This is a genomic window from Flavobacterium psychroterrae (assembly GCF_018380615.1).
Taxonomy (GTDB): Bacteria; Bacteroidota; Bacteroidia; order Flavobacteriales; family Flavobacteriaceae; genus Flavobacterium; species Flavobacterium psychroterrae.
Map to the genome: position 1 here is coordinate 102,792 of NZ_JAGYVZ010000007.1, position 19,931 is coordinate 122,722.

Here is a 19,931-nt window from a genome sequence, read left to right on the forward strand (position 1 = left end):
TATAAATATAAAAAAAATCGTCATCTTTCTATTGAAAAATGACGATTTTAAGAATTATTTATCTAAAGTATTACTTATTTCCTTTTTCGAAATCAGCAACAAATTGAGCCAATCCAATATCAGTTAGCGGGTGTTTCAACAATCCGTAAATTGCAGAAAGCGGTCCGGTCATAACATCAGCACCAATTTTAGCACAATTTACAATATGCATTGTATGACGCACAGAAGCAGCTAAAATTTGAGTTTCGTAACCATAGTTATCATAAATCAATCTGATTTCTTCAATCAAATTCAATCCATCAGTTGATACATCATCTAAACGACCAATAAAAGGAGAAACATAAGTAGCTCCGGCTTTTGCAGCCAATAAAGCCTGACCTGCAGAAAACACAAGTGTAACGTTTGTTTTGATTCCTTTATCAGAGAAATATTTTGCAGCCATCACACCCTCTTTTGTCATAGGTAATTTCACCACGATTTGCTCATGTAATTCCGCTAATTCTTCACCTTCCTTGATCATTCCATCATAATCCAGCGCATTAACTTCAGCACTAACATCACCTTCAACAAGATTACAAATGTCAACATAATGCTTTAAAATGCTGTTTTTCCCGGTAATACCTTCTTTTGCCATCAATGACGGATTAGTCGTTACACCATCTAAAACACCTAAAGCCTGTGCTTCTTTAATCTGAGCTAAATTAGCTGTGTCAATAAAAAATTTCATAATTATATCTATTTAATTGTGTTCATTTTTTGGGCGTTCCCCAAGGGTCGGGCTATCCACTATATCTTTTATTTTTCTAAAGAAAAAAAATAAAAGGATATCGTTCCTATCCCTAACGCAAATTCCGTGCGAAATTACGATTTATAATTTCCATAAAATAAAAAACTAAAAAAAAATTCTAAAAACCAGAATCCATTAGTGGTAATCATGTAAGATGTAACCAATTTTATTTTTGTACTTTTATACCATCAAAATTCCCCCCAAAAGTGCTAGAAGATAATTTCAAACAAGATATAGTCAATATCGGGAACATATCAATTGTTCCTACTCTACTCAACGTTATTTGCCAAACAACCGGAATGGGTTTTGCAGCAATAGCGCGGGTTACTGAGGATCGATGGATAACTTGCAGCGTTCAGGACAACGTTCTTTTTGGTTTAAAACCAGGAGACGAATTAAAAATAAAAACAACGATTTGCAACGAAATCAGGAAAGATCCAAAACCTGTAATAATCGACAATGTAAGCGAAGATCCCCATTATCACGATCATCATACTCCAGCAATGTATAAATTACAGAGCTATATTTCTGTACCCATTATTCGTCAGGACGGAACATTTTTTGGAACTTTATGTGCCATTGACCCAAAACCAAACAGCCTGAAAGAATTCAGAATTAGCGAAATGTTCAATTTATTTGCTCTGCTAATTTCGTTTCACCTTTCGGCAATTGAACAATCAGTAGAAAATAAGCAGGTTTTAAAAGAAAAAACGAATCTTCTTAAAAAAACAGTTGATGAGAAAAAAAGTATCGAGAAAAAACTGATTGAAAAAAATATCTCACTTGAAAAAATGAACAGTGAGCTAGAAGCTTTCAACTATATTTCAAGCCACGATTTGCAGGAACCTTTAAGAAAAATCCAGCTTTTTACAGACACAATTGAACGAGAAGAATCCAGCAATTTATCCGAAAAAGGAAAAGCTGCTTTTCATAAAATCAAGACTTCGGCTTTTAGAATGCAAAACCTTATAAATGATCTTTTAATCTATTCTAAAACGAAATTTGACGATAGAAAGTTCGTAGTAAAAGACTTAAATATTATCGCTAAAGATGTTATTGAAGATCTTACCAATGAGTTTGAAAACAAAAATGTAACTTTTGATATACAGGAATTAGGAAAACTCTCCATAATAGAATTTCAATTCAGGCAATTGCTTTATAATCTTATCAATAACTCATTAAAATTTGCAAGCCCTGACCGAAATTTAGTCATAACGGTATCAGCAAAAATCACAAATGGACAATTAGAAAAGCTTTCGCCGCTTACTAAATATTATACAATAACAATTGCAGATAACGGTATTGGGTTCGAGCCAACATATAGCGAAAAGATATTTGGACTTTTCCAGGCATTGCACACTAAACCCTTGAAAAGTACCGGAATTGGACTTACTATAGTAAAACGAATTGTAGAAAACCATAACGGTTTTATTAAAGCAGAAGGAGCTTTAAATCAAGGAGCAAAATTTGATATTTTTATTCCGATAGAATAAAAATATCAAATTTTGCTCCCACTCTATTTATTATAACTTATAATGATTCATTAACATCTTTTCATAGATTTTATCCGGAAGCGCGCGCTTTAAAACAATCGAAAACTTCTGCATAAAAGCACCTACTTTATAATGTACGTTTGGTTTTTTCTGCTGCATGATTTTATAAACTGCTTCTGCCATTTCGTTAGGATTACTTCCCGCATCAACATGTTCGTTCATAGTTGCAAGCGTATCACCATAGACTTTTTCATAAGCAGAACCTTTTACAACCGGCGCATGGTAACGACCTGAAGCAATATTTGTTGCAAAATCGCCAGGTGCTACATTTGTAATTTCGATTCCAAATGACTTTACTTCCATACGCAAAGCCTCGGTAATTAATTCTAATGCCCCTTTTGATGCTGAATAAACGCTACGATAAGGCAATCCCATATAAGCAGCAATCGACGTAATATTAATAATCAAACCAGATTTTTGTTCCCGCATTTGTGGCAAAACCGCTTTCATAACTTCAATTGGACCAAAAAAATTGGTTTCAAAATTATTCCTGATTTCCTGCGTCGGGATTTCCTCTAACGGTCCTGTGATTCCAACACCAGCATTATTAATTACAACATCTAATCGACCGGAAGTGGCAATAATTTTAGCCACGGCAGATTGAATTGATTCAGCATTTCGAACATCTAAAGCAATCAATGGAAAAATTGAATTGAATACCTTTTCAGGATTTCGACTCGTTCCATAAACCACGAAACCTTTTTTATGTAAAAATTCTCCAATTGATTTTCCAATCCCTGAGGATCCTCCGGTAATTAAAACGACTTTATTCATTTAACTAATTATATTATTTCATTAATATTCTAAATTTCCGGTAAAAACCAGAAAACACTTTAAACTAAAGTGACAAACACAAATTTACTTTTCCTTATTAAGTATTTCGGCAATTTTTTTTGAAAAAACACCTACACCAACCTTATTCATATGCATTGAATTATAAAAGTTTCCTTTATCAAAACATAAAGAATCTTTTGAAAAATTATAATATTTTATTTCATTGTCCATTGAAATCTTCCTTATAATACTGTTTATCCCTTTTTTATTAAATGCCATATACTCACTTGATTTATAATAAGATGGAGACTCAACAAAAATCACTTTTATATTGTTAGCTTTACAATCTCTAATTATTTCACGTAAAACAGCCAATCCTTTTTTATAATTCTTTACAGAAAATATATCTTTTGCTTTATCTCTTTTGATAATTTTATTAAAACTCAACTGATCTTTTTGTATCCAATTTATATCGTTTTCAACATATCCATTCACATTATTAGAACAAAAATCAGGATTGCTTAATGATTTGATTTGATTGTAAACATTCATTTTGTATCCCCTGTATTTATAAATCGGAATAAACTTCTCAAAATAATAGTCTTTATCTACACCTTTTGCAACTTCTCCATATTCATTTGTATTTAAATAAGGTAAATATTGAAATTTATTAAATAAACTTTCAGAGTCCAGTAATGAATTATAATCTAATACTAAAATTTTAGCCTTTTTATTATGATTAAGATATGATTTCCATCTAATTTTCAAAAGATTATAATGTGTACCGCTTAATCCAATGTTATAAGTTTTCAACCCTGTTATATTTTTTATAATTTGAGTATCATAATGCACCTCTGCTCTGGATGTTCCTAAAACAACCACTTCTGCCTGAACTTCACCTTCAAATATATGATGCCAGGTATTATTATTACAACAACTGTCCTTTTTTAAATAAAAATCAATTATTAATTGCAATCCGGACAATAGCAAATATATTACAACAGTCGTACTTGTCAATTTTAAAATAAATTTTCTCATAGTTTAAAATTGAAAATAAATAAAACTAGTTGATTGATTTCTAATTGATAACAAAATACTAATTATTACAAATATGTAACAAATGTATTTGAAAAATGTTGCCGTTCTCGTATCACAAGACTTTGTAAAAATAACTTCTTCATTTTTATAATACCATTCAATAATAAGGAATATAAAAATAGAAATAAATAAAGGTCTTATACTGACTTCATAAGTTAAAGCAGTATGAATATTAAAGAAATCTGAAGGTTTAAAAATCCCTTTCAGATAGCCAACAGCATCAGTTAATGTATTTGATCTAAAAAATATCCAGGCAAAAGTTGTGAGACCAAAGGTTATAAAAATATCAAAAACTTCTTTTATTTTCGATAAAAAACCACTTTGAAAACTATTTCCAACATATTTTCTGTTATTCTTCATTAAAAATGACGGAATAAAATATAGCGCATTTAGCAATCCCCAAATTATAAAAGTCCAATTGGCTCCATGCCAAAAACCACTTAAAATAAAAATAATTAAAATATTGCGAATCGATTTAAACTGACTTCCTTTTGAACCACCAAGCGGAATATAAACATAATCCCTAAACCAACTTGATAACGAAATATGCCATCGTCTCCAGAATTCGCCAATGTTTCTTGAAAAATAAGGCATTTTGAAATTTATAATCAAATCAATTCCCAGTAATTTTGCTACTCCTATTGCTATATCAGAATATCCTGAAAAGTCACAATATATCTGAAAAGAAAAAAGAAAAGCACCTAATATTAGTGTACCTCCAGTATAATTATAATAATTTTGAAATATATCATCAACAAAAATTGAACAGGTATCAGCTATTACAATTTTCTTAAAAAGCCCCCATAAGATTTGCCTTAAACCATTGACAGCCGTTTCATAATCAAACTTTCTTGCTTTTTTTATCTGAGGCAAAAGATGAGTTGCCCTCTCAATGGGTCCCGCTACTAATAATGGAAAAAAGCTAACAAAGACTCCATAATCAACGAAGTTTCTCTCTGCTTTAATTTTTCCTTTATAAATATCAATAACATATGATAATCCATGAAAGGTATAAAATGAAATACCAACTGGTAAAATAACATTTAAAGTTTTTGGATTTAGAACATATCCAAAATTTGAAAATAGATCTGCAAATGACGTTACAAAAAAATTATAGTACTTAAAAATGCCTAAAAAGCCAAGATTTACAGAAATACTCAACCAAAACCAAAATCTTTTAGAGCTTTCATTCTTAGCATTCGAAATTTTAATTCCCGAATAATAGTCCAGTAAAGTTGAAAAAATAAGTAAAAATAAAAAGCGCCAATCCCAGAAAGCATAAAAAACATAACTGGAAACTAATAGAAGTATATTTTGTAATTTTAAACTTTTATTAGTTACAAACCAATAAAGTATAAAAATCAGGATAAAAAACAGTGCAAAATTCAAAGAATTAAAAAGCATTTTTATTTTATTTAGTTTTAATTATTCATACATTAAAAACCTTAAAGCTACTTTTTACATTCAACTAATTGCCCTATAAAAATTTTAACATTTTCCAAAAATAAAAAAATCTTCCATAAGGAAGACTGCATTTGAATTAATTCTAAAAAAAAATCTGAATATAAATTCAGATTAAAAAAAAATGGCAAGCGACCTACATCGCACCGCTCAACCACGTACCCTTGCTATGTTCCCATCCTGGGGGAGTCTGCAGGAGCTGGTCGTGTAGGACTTGCCGGTGCAAATATACAATCTTTTTATATTTTTGCAAGGCCTTGTTGCTATAAAAATATCGTCGTATATTGGCTTATTCAAATTTTAAACTATGAAAAAATATAACTTCCTAACTATCATTTTATTAGGAATCACATTAATTGGATGTGGAGATACAAAAAAAGGTGAAAATTCTTTATTTAACATCGATGATTCGGCTTTTCCGGCACATTTTAAACAACAAGAATCAATTTCTATTGGAATTTTGAATCCAAATTCGAAAGAAATTGACAGCGTTGCATACTTTATTAATGATAAAAAAGTAGGAAGTACAAAAGGTACCGAAAAATTTAAATATGCATTAAAAGATCAAAAACTAGGATATCAATATTTAAAAGCAACAGTGTATTTTGGATCTGATTCCTCTGATGCTACAAAACGTATCGAATTAGTTTCGAATATTGAGCCTAAATTATTAAAATACAAAGTTGTCAATACTTATCCTCACGACAAACAAGCTTTTACTGAAGGTTTTGAATTTTACAACGATACATTGTATGAAAGCACAGGGCAAGAAGGCGCTTCGCACATTAAAAAATACGATTACAAAACAGGAAAAATTTACAAACAAATTGATCTTGACAAAGAATATTTTGGTGAAGGAATCACTTTTATAGGTGGAAAATTATTTCAATTGACTTATAAAAACAAAAAAGGTTTTATCTATGATGCCAAAACATTAAAATTAGAAAAAACTTTTGATTACGAGAAAGAAATTGAAGGCTGGGGAATGACAAATGACGGTAAATACATTTATCAAACTGACGGAACGGAGAAAATTTGGAAAGTTGATCCGGCTACTCAAAAAATGGTAGATTATATCAACGTATATTCAGGAGATTCAAAAATTAAAGCTATTAATGAATTAGAATGGATTAACGGAAAAATCTATACTAATGTTTGGTTCAAAGATGCAATTGCGGTTGTAAATCCAGCTTCGGGAGCTGTTGAAGGAATTTTAAACATGCCGGATTTGCGCAAATCTATGACTGACATTACTAAAGATGATGTTTTAAACGGAATTGCCTACAATCCTAAAACCAAAACAATTTTTGTAACAGGTAAAAACTGGAGCAAAATGTTCGAAATCAGAGTTTCGGAATAAAAACTAAAGGGAAATATTCAATTTTTAAATTCCAAATTCCAATATTTCAACTCAAATTTTAATAACAACACAGATTTCACAGATTTTCACGAATTAAATTAGTGCTAATTTGTGACCCGACCGAAGGGAATAGGCGAAGCAAATTTGTGTTTTACTTTGATAACTAAATATCAAAAAAGCTTTTTCTTCAATACAACTAAATACCAATTATGATTACTCTTATCAAAAATATAAAAGAATTACTTCAGGTTCGTGAAACTTCAATTGCAAAAATTTCAGGAGCAGAAATGGCAATACTTCCTACCATAAAAAATGCTTTTTTAATTTTAAGAAATAATCTAATTGAGGATTTTGGTGCTATGGAAAATCTTCCTGAAATCAAAGCTGATAAAGTTATTGATGCTACAGGAAAAATTGTTTTGCCATCCTGGTGCGACAGCCATACACATATTGTATATGCAGGAAATCGCGAACAGGAATTTGTAGACAGAATCAACGGATTCTCCTATGAAGAAATCGCCAATCGCGGTGGTGGAATTTTAAATTCGGCTAAAAAACTGAATGAAACCTCTGAAGAAGAAATCTACGAACAATCAAAACTTCGGTTAGAAGAAGTCATGCATTTAGGAACCGGAGCTGTCGAAATAAAATCCGGTTACGGTTTAACGATCGAAGGCGAACTGAAAATGTTACGAGTTATTAAAAAACTGGCTGATAATTATCCAGTTACTATCAAAGCCACATTTTTGGGTGCACATGCTTTTCCTGTTCATTATAAAGAAAACAAAGAGGGTTATATTGATGAAATCATAACTAAAATGCTTCCTGAAATCGCCCAAAATAAATTAGCAGATTATGTTGATGTTTTCTGTGAAACGGGTTATTTTTCTGTTGAAGAAACAGAAAATATAATGGAAGCGGGAATTAAATTCGGCTTAAAGCCGAAAATTCACGTCAATCAGTTTAATTCTATTGGAGGAATCCAGGCAGGAATTAAATTTAACGCCCTTTCTGTGGATCATCTTGAAATTATGACACCGGAAGATATTGAAGCTTTAAAAAAAACCGAAACAATGCCTGTAGCACTACCATCATGCTCCTACTTTTTAAGTATTCCGTATACGCCGGCACGAGAAATGATAAAAGCCGGACTTCCGCTGGCATTGGCAACAGATTTTAACCCTGGTTCTACTCCATCAGGAAATATGAACTTTGTGGTTGCAACGGCTTGTATCAAAATGAAAATGACGCCTGAAGAAGCCATCAACGCAGCAACTATAAATGGCGCGTACGCAATGGGAATCTCCCAAACTCACGGAAGTATTACTAAAGGCAAAAAAGCCAACCTGATCCTTACAAAACCTATTTCATCGTATTATCAAATTCCGTATGCTTTTGGCAGTAACCTGATTGAAAGTGTTTTTGTCGAAGGTGAAATTTTATAAATTATAAGAAGCTGTTTAACAACTCTTTAAATAGCCTCTTTTTCTGTTTTTTATTCGGACTCCTGTCGGAGCGCATATCTCAAATATTCAATTCTCAAGGAGTTGTTTTAGTTTTGAGACATCCTCTTTTCAATACATAATCGCAGATCAAAAATTAAAAGTCTGCATTTTGTGCCGTCAGGCACTAAATATTGGTAGAAATCAGAAATGGGAATGAATTTAGCGTGCCGTAGGTACGCAATAGCTATCATTTTATTGCGTACCTACGGCACGTTAACATATTTACGAAACTATAATCCTACCAATATTGAGTACCTAAAGGCACAACTTAACTAATTAATTAGTATTATTCCATAAAAAAAGGTCTGTGAAAAATCACAGACCTTTAATATTTTAGTGGTATTCTTACTTAAACGACAGATATTATTATCTTAAGTTAAAACTAGTTTTAGAAACTAATTCGTCATTATCAAAAACATTGATAAAATAAGCTCCTTTAGCAAAATCTTTACCTGGTAAATCTTCACTTACGTTAACTGTTTTGTTTTCGTACTTAACAGTAGTTTTAAAACTATAAGTTAAAGTGTTATCGCCAAAGCTTTCTGTTTTTTTATCTCCTAAAACATTGTTTTTAGAGTCGATAACTTGTACATAATACGTTTTATCACCAGATTTAGCGATTGAGTTTTCAGCAACAGTAAAACTAATTTTCAAAACGTCAGCACGGCTTGCTTTATCAGTTTCAACTTGTTTCCCTGAGCTTTTCAATTTGTAAGCTGCAGTTTTTGTATTCAAAATTGACAATTTAGCACCTTTTTCAACAGTTTTAGCCAATTCTTCGTTTTGACCAACTAATACTTCATTATACTTTTTAGATTCACCTAAAACTACAATTGTACTATCTCTTTGAACTGTTAAAACACCATTTTGTTTTTTCAATTCGTCATTTTCAGCCACTAAGGTTTTCATTTTACCTTGCATAGCCTGAACCTGAGATCTAAATTTAGATACATCACCTTTTGATTTGTTTAAATCATCCATTAGAGCGACTACTTTATCTCTTTCCTGAATTAACTCATCAGACATTGACGTGTTTTCTGCGATTGCTGCATCATAAGTTGTTTTTAACTCTTGCAGATCTTTCATAACAGATTCTTTCTCTGTCAATGTTGACGTAAGTTCAGTTTTTGTAACATCTGAATCTGACGACAATTTAAAAATATACACTAAGCTACCAATCAGTAGGACTGCTAAAACTGCGATTACCGCTTTTAGACTTGAGTTGTTGTTCTTCGGGTTTTCCATATTTAAAAAATTTTCTTTAAAACAAATTTAAGAATTAATATAAGGTTATAACGTAAGTTAATACAATTATATTATTTTTGGAAAATAAATTTTTTTCATGGAGAAATTAGTCCCGTTTACTATCAATGATTTAGCAAAAGTCACAAATCATCGAAGTGGTGAAATAAAGTTTGGAGAAAAGATGATTATCATCCCAAAAGGAGTCGATAAGGTCGAATTTCTAAAAGAAAGCGAAGCCAAATATGTTCTTTTGGGAATTCCCGAAGATATTGGTGTGCGTGCCAACTACGGAAGACCCGGAACAGCATCTGCATGGGAAAATGCTATAAAGAGCATTGCAAACATTCAGCACAATCGTTTTTCAAAAGGAAGTCAGATCATTGTTTTAGGACATATTAATGTTACTGAAGAAATGCGTGATGTCGAAAATCTCGATTTCAACGATATCGACGATCGCTCAAAATTAAGTCAGTTAGTTGAAAAAATTGACAAAGAAGTTTCCCATATCATCTTTACGATTATAAAAGCCGGAAAAACTCCAATTATCATCGGCGGAGGCCATAATAATGCCTACGGGAATATAAAAGGTTCGGCTTTAGCCAAAGGAAAACCAATCAACGCCATTAATTTTGATGCACATTCGGATTTTAGAATTCTGGAAGGGCGTCACAGCGGAAACGGTTTCTCTTATGCTTATGAAGAAGGTTTCCTGAAAAAATATTTCATTTTTGGTTTGCACGAAAACTACACTTCAAAAAGTGTTTTGGATATTATCAAAAAACTGGAAGACAGAGTTCGTTACAATACTTATGACAGCGTAAATATCCGTAAGGAAAAAGATTTTGAAAAGGAAATGGCCTTGGCTTTAGAATTTATCAAAACAGATTCTTTTGGTATTGAAATAGATTTGGATGCAATTCCTAATATTGCCAGCAGCGCTATGACAATCAGCGGATTTTCTGTGGAAGAATTACGCCAGTTTATATCGTTTTTCGGACAGCACAGAAATGCCACTTATTTGCATATTTGCGAAGGCGCGCCGGATTTAGCCGACTCTCCAAACAATAATTTAATTGGTAAATTAATTGGTTATCTGATTACTGATTTTATCAAAGCCAATAACGAAAAAGAGTAATTTAACCGATTGGTGTAATTAATAAATGTTCAATTAAACACATAGTCCCGATAGCTATCCTACCATCTGGACACAAATATTATTAATCAATTTTGAACACGAATTTCACGAATTTGCACAAATTTTAATAGGTTAATCTAGTTTGTGAAATTAATTCCACAAACTAAATTAGTGTCAATTAGTGAAATTCGTGTTTGTTTTGTACTTGTGTCCAGACGTTAGGATAGCTATCGGGACATAGATTTAATGCACTTAAAAAGTCGTTTTTTACTTGTTTTAAAAAGCACAGTGTTTACGCAAAATACAATATTTCTATGTGTTCAATAAATTTATAATTTGCGACTAAAGCTTTAATTTGTTAAGATATTAAGGACTGGAAATTAGCGCATTTGGCAAATAATACAAGATTCAAATAAACGATTGGTCGAATAAACCTATCTTTGCACAGAATTTTAGTACTTAAAACTAAATTCTTAATACCTAAGATATGTTATTCGAAGATTTATCACTTTCAAAAAGTATACAAAAAGCCGTATTTGAAGAAGGCTACCTTAACCCTACTCCTATTCAGGAACAATCTATCCCGATTGTTTTGGCAGGAAGGGATTTAATTGGTTGTGCCCAAACCGGTACAGGAAAAACCGCTGCATTTGCAATCCCAATCATACATCAGTTACACAGAATTGTAGGTTCAACAAAAAAAGCCAAAGTAATTCGTGCTCTTATAGTTACGCCTACTCGTGAATTAGCGGTTCAAATTGGACAAAGTTTTGACACTTATGGCAAATATACCAACTTAACTCAATTGACCATTTTTGGTGGAGTTTCGCAAAATCCGCAAGTCGATGCGTTAAAAAACGGAGTTGATATTTTAGTTGCAACGCCGGGAAGATTATTGGATTTACAAAAACAAGGGTTTCTTGATTTAGATCATTTACACACTTTAGTTTTAGATGAAGCAGATCAAATGCTTGATATGGGTTTCATTAACGACGTAAAAAAGATCGTAAAATTAACGCCTAAAAACCGTCAGACTTTACTGTTTTCTGCTACAATGCCAATTGCAATTCGCGAATTAGCCGAGATGTTTTTACAGGATCCGGCAAAAGTAGAAGTTTCTCCGGTTTCATCAACAGCCGAAAATGTAGAACAACGCGTTTATTTTGTTGAAAAAACAGAAAAAAGAAATCTTTTATATCATTTGATCAAAAACGAAGATTTATCAAACGTTTTGGTTTTTTCAAGAACAAAACACGGAGCTGATAATGTTGTAAAAGCACTTAGAAAAAATAATATCGCAGCCGAAGCAATTCACGGTGATAAATCGCAAAATGCAAGACAACGTGTTCTTGATGCTTTCAAAAACAAAGAAGTTGGTGTTCTTGTTGCTACAGATATTGCTGCACGTGGAATTGACATTGACCAATTACCATTTGTAATTAATTTTGATTTACCTAATATTCCTGAAACTTACGTGCACAGAATTGGTAGAACCGGACGTGCAGGAAACGGAGGAATTGCGATTTCTTTTTGTAGTAAAGACGAACATGCTTACTGGAAAGACATTCAGAAATTGATAAAAGTTGATGTGAAAACTATTTCAGATCATCCGTATCAATGGCATGCAGGAAGTCCTGAAGCAACGGCAGAGAAACCTAAAAATTCAAACCGAAGCGGTGGAGCGCATAAATCAAGAAAATCAGAAGCTTCAAAGCAAAATAAAAAACGCTGGTACTAAACCTGTCATTCGTACAAGTATATTGTAAATAAACTCTGAACACGAATTTTACAAATTGCACAATATTTAATAATTAAATTAGTGGCAATTTGTGAAATTCGTTTTTTATTTTTTTATACTTAATTCGTTTTTTGATTCGTGTATTAAGTAACTTATAATTTTAAACAACTTAACAGGTTCAAACGGTTTGATGATAATATCATTTATTCCGGATGAAATTGCTTCATCTGTTATCTCATCCTTATCAAACGCAGTCAACGCAACAATAGGTGTTTTTACATCTTTTAAACGAATTCTTTTTGTGGTTTCAAATCCGTTCATTAACGGCATATTGATATCCATTAAAATAAGATCAAACTCTTCCTGCTCCAATATTGCCAAAGCAGCAAAACCATCATCAACTACTTTACAGCTATAATTATTTTTTTCGATAATTTTCTTTGTCACTAATTGGTTGATCAGATTATCCTCGACTATCAAAATTTTATAAACTTCACTCGACGTTAAATCAACCTCAATTTCGTTTATAATATTCTTTGTCTTTTGAGGATCATGCTCAAAAGGAATAACGAATTTAAATGAAGTTCCTTCACCAATATTACTTTCTAAAGAAATAGTGCTCCCAAAAAGCCCTAACAATCTTTTCACAATACTTAATCCCAATCCCGTTCCTTGATAATCCTCATCTTTACGACCTACCTGAACGAATTTTTCAAAGATTTTACCCTGATCTACAGTTGCTATTCCAACCCCGTTATCTTTGACCAGAAAATCCAGAAAATATATTTTCCCTTCTATTTTATTCAATTTTACAACAATTTCAACTTCACCGTTTTTAGTAAATTTCAAGCCATTACTTACTAAATTCATTAAAATTTGAGCCAGTCGTAGTTTGTCTCCAATCAAATATTCCGGAATATCAGCGTCGATAGAGACCGATATTTCATTCTTGTTTTTTTGACATAAAAAAGAAAGAGAATTCTTGATCATCGTAATTTCATCTGAAATATTAAATGTCAAATTCTCTAATACGACTTTATTTTCCTCGATTTTATTAATTTGTAAAATATCATTTACCAGCGATAATAAATATCTGGCCGAAAATTTTAAAGAACTCAAATGCAGGCTTCGGGATAATTCTTTATGTTCTTCAAGCAGCATATTAGTAATACCAACAACACCGTACAATGGAGTACGCAATTCGTGGCTTATAGTCGAAATAAATTGCGTTTTGAGCAAAGAGGCTTCTTCAGCAATTTCTTTTGCTTCTAAAAGCTCTAAATTGTGTTTTTTCTTAAATCTGATATTTTTAACTAAAGTGATAATCAGAAAAAGAAGAATCAGCGAAATCAGAACAAACAAAATGACAATAATTCTGGATTTTTTCAGACTTTGAAATTGGGAATCTTTTTCACTTTCGATTTTATCAATTTGCCTTTTATATTCATCTAATTCAAGATTAAATCCTGCGATAGAAGCTTTCTTAAGCTTTTCCTGATTGTATAATTCTTCGGTAATTTTATTATAAGATTCGAGATTATCATAAGCTTCTTTATATTTTTTAAATTTCTTGAGAAACTTAGAATATTCTAAATGAGCATATGACAAATCTGATTTTTCACCGGTGTTTTTTCCTTGTTCAATGGCTTTTATAAAAAATGCATTTGCCGCATCATATTCATTTATAGAACTCAAATACATTCCGTTAAGCATATTGACAACAATCTCCGTTGACTCATCGCCGTACTTTTTCCTGCTACTGTTAACAAATTTCAAAAAAGAATACCCTGCTTTATATTGCCCGATATCAAAATATGCCCATGCTAAATTTACGTTTGTAAAATAAACCTGGTTCATTTGATTCATTTTTAAACTATAAGCAATTGATTTTTTATAGTAATCAATTCCTTTGTCAAATTGTTTTTTTTCGAAACAATAAATATTGCCCAGATTATTATGGAGACTGTATTTTATAGAATCATTATTTGTTCGGTTTGCGTAGAATAAACCTCTATTGTAAAAAAAAATGGCTTTATCAAATTCTGATAATTCACTATAATTTCCTGCAATAATTTTATATGATTTAGCAATTAAAAAATCATTTTTTGAAGCTGTAGCAAGATTTAGAGCTTTGCGTGAAGTAATTAATGATTTTTCGAAGTTAGATTCTTTATAATCATTCCATGCCATTTTTATCATCGCAGCAATTTTCTCATCTGTCATATTTTCAGATTGCGCAATTGCCGAATTGGCAAAACAATTCAGTAAAAAAAGTAACAGTAAAAAAATCCGCATTTGGGGCATAAATCGGCTAATTTCATCAAATATACGTTTAAAAATAAAAAAAAGCCGTATTTCATATAAAAATACGGCTTTACTTACTTTATTTAAATTTTACTCAGAATTTGAACTTTTTAATCTGAAAAATATAGCATATTCTAATTATTCAGAAGCAATATCTTTAGTTTCAGGAAGAGTATCTAAATCGTTATCATTTTCCCATTGCCCAACTACAGAAGTTGCCAATGCATTTCCTAATACATTTGTAGCACTCCTGAACATGTCACAAAAGTGGTCAATTGGTAAAATCAAAGCAATTCCCTCAATCGGAATTTTAAACATTCCGCAAGTTGCCGCTACAACAACTAAACTTGCTCTTGGTACTCCGGCAATTCCTTTACTGGTTAACATTAAAACCAATAACATGACCATTTGCGTTCCTAAATCCAGGTGAACGCCATAAAACTGAGCAATAAAAATACTGGCAAAAGTCATGTACATCATACTTCCGTCAAGATTAAACGAATAACCAAGAGGCAACATGAACGATACAATTTTATTTTTTACGCCAAATTCTTCTAATTCTTCTGTTAATTTAGGAAAAACAGCTTCACTGCTTGTTGTTCCAAAAGCAATTGCTAATGGTCCAATAATACGTTTTAATAACTCAGTCATTCTTCCTTTAAGGAAAATATATCCAACTGTAATTAACACAAACCACAAGGTACTTATCCCTATTAAAAATGATCCGAAGAATTTGAAATATGTAATTACTAATTCTTCTGCATCTCTAATGGCAAATACTCCCGCAATAGCTCCAAAAACTCCAATTGGAGCGAAGTTCATTACATAATTAACCATTTTTAAAACAATATGCGATACTTTATCCAATGCATTTATAACCGGTTTTACAGTAGATCCTAATGATGCAGCCGCTAACCCAAAAAAGATAGAGAATACCACAATTTGTAAAATCTCATTGGTTGCCATTGCCTCAAAAATACTTTTAGGAACAATGTGTTCAACAAAATTCTCAAATGATAATGTGGTTGTTTTAGCTGTAACTTCAGATGCCGCTGCCATATCAACATGTTCCAATTTCAAACCAACTCCCGGTTCTAAAACATTGACATAAAATAAACCAATTAATAAGGATATAAACGAAGCTGTAAAAAACCATCCAAGTGCCTTACCACCAATTCTTCCTACGGTTTTAATATCTCCTAATTTTGCAATTCCCACTACTAATGTGGTGAATACTAAAGGAGAAATAATCATTTGTACCAATCTGATAAAAATGGTTGCAAGCATTTTTATTTTATTACTAAAAGATACCGCTGCTTCTTGCGAAACCGAATTGTGCAATATAATTCCTAAAGTTGCTCCAAGCACCATTGCAATTATAATTTGCCCTGTTAATCCTGAAAGAAATGATTTTTTTTTGGTTTCTGTAACTTGCATTAATTTGTTTTGTTTTAGAATTAAAATACTAAGACCCTCACTGTCTTAATTTTTATTAATATGTTTTGTTGATTAAGTAAAAATCAGCCAAAACAATTGCCGCCATTGCCTCAACAATAGGCACAGCACGCGGAACCACACATGGATCATGACGTCCTTTTCCGGTCATGGGTGTAATGTTTCCTTTATTATCTAATGAATCCTGAGTTTGCATAATCGTTGCAACGGGTTTAAAAGCCACTCTGAAATAAATGTCCATTCCGTTACTGATTCCGCCCTGGATTCCGCCTGAAAGATTCGTTTTTGTCGTTCCATCAGGATTGTATAAATCGTTATGTTCGCTTCCTTTCATTTCAGAACCAGAAAATCCGCTTCCGTATTCAAAACCTTTTACTGCGTTTATAGAAAGCATTGCTTTTCCTAATTCGGCGTGTAATTTATCAAAAACCGGCTCTCCTAAACCAACAGGAACATTCTGGATCACACACGATACAACTCCGCCAACAGTATCTCCCTGTTTACGGATATCACGTATATATTCTTCCATAATTGCTGCTGATTTTTCGTCAGGACAACGAACAGGATTACTTTCTATTTTAGAAAAATCCAAATCCTGATAAGGTGTATCTAAATGAATTGGACCAACAGATGAAACGTATGCATTAATTTTAATTTCAGGTAACATTTGCTTTGCAATTGCTCCTGCTACTACTCTGCTCGCAGTTTCTCTGGCAGAACTTCTTCCGCCACCGCGGTAATCACGAAAACCATATTTTTGGTCGTACACATAATCGGCATGACTTGGTCTGTAATTGTCTTTTATATGCGAGTAATCGTCTGATTTTTGATTGGTATTCGGGATAATAAAACCTATTGGAGTTCCTGTAGTTTTTCCCTCAAAAATTCCGGATAAAAACTGAACTGCATCCGGTTCTTTACGTTGCGTTACAATTGCTGATTGCCCTGGTTTTCTGCGAGACATTTCAACTTCAATTGCTTCTAAATCAAGTTCAATTCCTGATGGACAACCATCTATAATTCCGCCTAAAGCTTCACCATGAGATTCTCCAAATGTTGTAACTTTATATAGGGTGCCGTAGCTATTTCCTGCCATTGTAATTTGTTTTGAGCAAATGTAAGTTTTATGAATTAAATTAAAAAATTTTACATTAGTATTATTAAATAAAGGTTGCGCCCTTTAAAAATCACAATTTATTAAAATTGTAGCCAAATTGATAACCTTTTGATAAAACAAATCGACTTGAAGTTTCTTTTATTTGTGGAACTTCAAAAAAAGAAAAATTGAAAAAACGAAATGTTGAATTGGTCATTCTTTCAGATGTCCATTTAGGAACTTACGGAAGTCACGCTAAAGAACTAAACAACTATTTATCAAGTATTAAACCCAAAACATTAGTCTTAAACGGCGATATTATTGATGCCTGGCAATTTAGAAAATCATATTTTCCAAAGGCACATTTAAGAGTCATTCAGCGTATTATCGGGATGGCTTCTAAAGGCACAAAAGTGTATTATATCACTGGAAATCACGATGAAATTCTTAGAAAGTTTAGCGACATGAACATGGGGAATTTTTCTTTGGTCGATAAATTAGTTTTAGAATTAGACGATAAAAAAGCATGGATTTTTCACGGAGACGTTTTTGACGCTTCGGTTCAGCATTCAAAATGGATTGCAAAACTAGGCGGATTAGGCTATGATTATTTGATTTTAAGCAACCGATTTGCAAATTGGTGTCTGGCAAAATTAGGACGTGAACCGTATTCATTTTCTAAAAAAATAAAAGCAAGCGTAAAAAAAGCAGTTAAATTTATTTCGGATTTTGAAACTACTGCAACTGATTTAGCCATCGAAAAAAAATACGATTATGTAATTTGCGGACATATCCATGAACCAAAAATAATCAATATAGAAAACAAATACGGATCTACATTATACCTAAATTCCGGTGATTGGGTTGAAAATTTAACAGCATTGGAATACCATAAAAAACGCTGGAAATTATACTCTTACGCCGAAAGCAATTTTACTGAAGAAGAAAATCTTTTTGAAATGGAAGATATCTTAACTTCACAACTAATCTCTTCAATAATCCTAAAAAAATAATTTCTTTCTTTATTCATTTGAGTATGATAATGCATGTTATACTTTAACCACAGCCTAAATGTGAATTATATAACAATTTTCAAAAATAGTATACGTTATGACTTTGTACACCAATGTACATTTGAAAAAAATTAATAACCATTTTTATGAAAAGAATTATTTTATCTGCCATTATGCTATTAGGATTAGCGTTTACGGCTCAATCACAAGAAATTTCAAAAAACGCTTTAGGTTTGCGTTTAGGAGACAATAACGGTTTTGGTGGTGAAGTATCATATCAATTAGGATTAAATCAAAAAAACAGACTTGAATTTGATTTAGGCTTTAGAAACAGTAGTGATGTAGATGCTATTAAAGCTGTTGCTCTTTACCAATGGGTTTGGAACATTGATGGAGGTTTTAACTGGTACGCTGGTGTAGGTGGTGGTATTGCTGCCTGGGATCATGACTACTATGCAAACAACAATAAATTTAACGACAGCGGAACATACGTGTTTGCTGCTGGAGATATCGGTATAGAATATAGATTTAGCGAAGCACCAATAACATTATCGTTAGATGCAAGACCAGAAGTTGGATCAGGATATTATGATGATGATAACTTTGGATTTGACGTAGGTTTAGGAGTTAAATTTAGATTCTAAATTAAAACTAAAAAATAATTGTAAAAGAAATCCTGTCGTTTAAAGCGACAGGATTTTTTTTGTTTGTAACATTGAGCGAAGTCGAAATGTAAACAAAGCTACACTAATGTCAAGCCAAGCAAATGCTATGTCAGGCTGAGCGGAGTATTGAAGTAGCAAGTTTTTTTTTTACCGCAAAGCACACTAATATTTTACCAATTGTATGTCTAAAAAACACAAAGTTCGCAAAGCTTTGTATTGATTTAGCTTTGCGAACTTTGTCTTTTCTGAGCAATTTATATAAAAAAAACTTTGTGCCCCTTGCGATTAAAACTGTTATTTGATAATAATCTCCTTTTTAGAATGTATTTTCACAACCGTGTAAGGATATGTAATGACCTGCATTGTCATTGCATCCGGCGCAGGACCATTTTCTTTTACTGTGATAATAATATTTTTGTCTGTTTCTTCGACTTTTTCAACGCTAATAGAATAACCTCCAGTACTTTTTTCTCCCATATTCAGGATAATGTAATTTGAATTACTAATATCATCCTGTTTCATTTTATCTTTCAAAAGCGGATCATTTTCCAGCATTTTGATTTCGTTAGGTTCCGTTAAAATTTCAAAAAACTTTATATTACCGCCACCATCAGATTGTTCCGTTAAAACTTCATATAAAATTTTCGAACCTGAACCTGAAGTTTTTTTTGCGCCACAAGAAACCAAAACAAAAACTATTAAAACCAGAATTGCTTTTTTCATCTACTATATTTTAAATTAA

16 protein-coding genes and 1 other RNA gene are annotated in these 19,931 nt (G+C 32.0%); 7 read left to right on the plus strand and 10 right to left on the minus strand.

The features are described 5' to 3' along the window. Nucleotides 1-70 precede the first annotated feature (70 nt). Nucleotides 71-727, minus strand: a complete 657-nt coding sequence (gene fsa / locus KHA90_RS09545) for a fructose-6-phosphate aldolase (protein WP_213298428.1) — start codon at nt 725-727, stop codon at nt 71-73. A 266-nt stretch (nt 728-993) separates the two neighbouring features. Between fsa and KHA90_RS25730 the strand changes: the two genes are divergently transcribed. Then, entirely contained in the window at nt 994-2,280 is a 1,287-nt protein-coding gene (locus KHA90_RS25730; RefSeq protein ID WP_213298432.1) for a GAF domain-containing sensor histidine kinase, read from the plus strand. A gap of 30 nt (nt 2,281-2,310) precedes the next feature. Here KHA90_RS25730 and KHA90_RS09555 read toward each other — a convergent pair whose 3' ends face one another. The 4 genes from KHA90_RS09555 to ffs all read right to left on the minus strand — a co-directional run bounded on the left by KHA90_RS09555 (nt 2,311) and on the right by ffs (nt 5,893). Continuing rightward, nucleotides 2,311-3,114: an SDR family oxidoreductase gene (locus KHA90_RS09555; protein ID WP_213298435.1), complete on the minus strand. Its 804-nt coding sequence runs from the start codon at nt 3,112-3,114 to the stop codon at nt 2,311-2,313. Nucleotides 3,115-3,198: 84 nt separating this feature from the next. After that, a complete protein-coding gene (locus KHA90_RS09560; protein WP_213298436.1) occupies nt 3,199-4,152 on the minus strand; it encodes a hypothetical protein in 954 nt (317 codons plus the stop codon). Nucleotides 4,153-4,155: 3 nt separating this feature from the next. Further along, nucleotides 4,156-5,616 carry an MBOAT family O-acyltransferase gene (locus KHA90_RS09565; protein WP_213298439.1) on the minus strand — a complete coding sequence of 487 codons (1,461 nt, stop codon included), beginning with the start codon at nt 5,614-5,616 and terminating at the stop codon, nt 4,156-4,158. A 179-nt stretch (nt 5,617-5,795) separates the two neighbouring features. Beyond that, nucleotides 5,796-5,893: signal recognition particle sRNA small type (gene ffs / locus KHA90_RS09570), an RNA gene on the minus strand. A gap of 87 nt (nt 5,894-5,980) precedes the next feature. Here ffs and KHA90_RS09575 point away from each other — a divergent pair. Together KHA90_RS09575 and hutI are read left to right on the plus strand one after the other, a co-directional pair. Beyond that, nucleotides 5,981-7,033, plus strand: coding sequence for a glutaminyl-peptide cyclotransferase (locus KHA90_RS09575; protein WP_213298442.1), 1,053 nt, complete (start codon nt 5,981-5,983; stop codon nt 7,031-7,033). Between the two features lie 209 nt (nt 7,034-7,242). After that, nucleotides 7,243-8,478 carry an imidazolonepropionase gene (gene hutI / locus KHA90_RS09580; protein ID WP_213298445.1) on the plus strand — a complete coding sequence of 412 codons (1,236 nt, stop codon included), beginning with the start codon at nt 7,243-7,245 and terminating at the stop codon, nt 8,476-8,478. A 426-nt stretch (nt 8,479-8,904) separates the two neighbouring features. Here the strand turns inward: hutI and KHA90_RS09585 are convergent, their stop codons facing one another. Next, nucleotides 8,905-9,783 carry a hypothetical protein gene (locus tag KHA90_RS09585; RefSeq protein WP_213298448.1) on the minus strand — a complete coding sequence of 293 codons (879 nt, stop codon included), beginning with the start codon at nt 9,781-9,783 and terminating at the stop codon, nt 8,905-8,907. 97 nt (nt 9,784-9,880) lie between these two features. Here KHA90_RS09585 and KHA90_RS09590 point away from each other — a divergent pair, with 97 nt between their 5' ends. Both KHA90_RS09590 and KHA90_RS09595 read left to right on the plus strand, forming a co-directional pair. Further along, a complete protein-coding gene (locus KHA90_RS09590) occupies nt 9,881-10,918 on the plus strand; it encodes a formimidoylglutamase (RefSeq protein WP_213298451.1) in 1,038 nt (345 codons plus the stop codon). A gap of 487 nt (nt 10,919-11,405) precedes the next feature. Then, nucleotides 11,406-12,656 carry a DEAD/DEAH box helicase gene (locus tag KHA90_RS09595; protein WP_213298454.1) on the plus strand — a complete coding sequence of 417 codons (1,251 nt, stop codon included), beginning with the start codon at nt 11,406-11,408 and terminating at the stop codon, nt 12,654-12,656. A gap of 105 nt (nt 12,657-12,761) precedes the next feature. On the opposite strand, the gene KHA90_RS09600 is transcribed toward KHA90_RS09595, so the two are convergent. From KHA90_RS09600 to aroC, 3 genes are all read right to left on the minus strand, one after another. Next, nucleotides 12,762-14,879, minus strand: coding sequence for a response regulator (locus KHA90_RS09600; protein ID WP_244860285.1), 2,118 nt, complete (start codon nt 14,877-14,879; stop codon nt 12,762-12,764). Nucleotides 14,880-15,098: 219 nt separating this feature from the next. Further along, entirely contained in the window at nt 15,099-16,397 is a 1,299-nt protein-coding gene (locus tag KHA90_RS09605) for a dicarboxylate/amino acid:cation symporter (RefSeq protein ID WP_213298460.1), read from the minus strand. Between the two features lie 55 nt (nt 16,398-16,452). Further along, nucleotides 16,453-17,511, minus strand: coding sequence for a chorismate synthase (gene aroC / locus KHA90_RS09610; protein ID WP_029273121.1), 1,059 nt, complete (start codon nt 17,509-17,511; stop codon nt 16,453-16,455). A gap of 188 nt (nt 17,512-17,699) precedes the next feature. Between aroC and KHA90_RS09615 the strand changes: the two genes are divergently transcribed. Together KHA90_RS09615 and KHA90_RS09620 are read left to right on the plus strand one after the other, a co-directional pair. Further along, complete coding sequence (locus KHA90_RS09615; protein WP_213298463.1) at nt 17,700-18,524, plus strand: UDP-2,3-diacylglucosamine diphosphatase; 825 nt, start codon at nt 17,700-17,702, stop codon at nt 18,522-18,524. Nucleotides 18,525-18,670: 146 nt separating this feature from the next. Further along, entirely contained in the window at nt 18,671-19,168 is a 498-nt protein-coding gene (locus KHA90_RS09620) for a hypothetical protein (RefSeq protein WP_213298466.1), read from the plus strand. Nucleotides 19,169-19,483: 315 nt separating this feature from the next. Here KHA90_RS09620 and KHA90_RS09625 read toward each other — a convergent pair whose 3' ends face one another. Then, the gene (locus KHA90_RS09625; protein ID WP_213298469.1) at nt 19,484-19,912 is read right to left on the minus strand and encodes a protease complex subunit PrcB family protein; all 429 of its coding nucleotides are present in this window, start codon (nt 19,910-19,912) and stop codon (nt 19,484-19,486) included. Between the last annotated feature and the right edge of the window lie 19 nt (nt 19,913-19,931).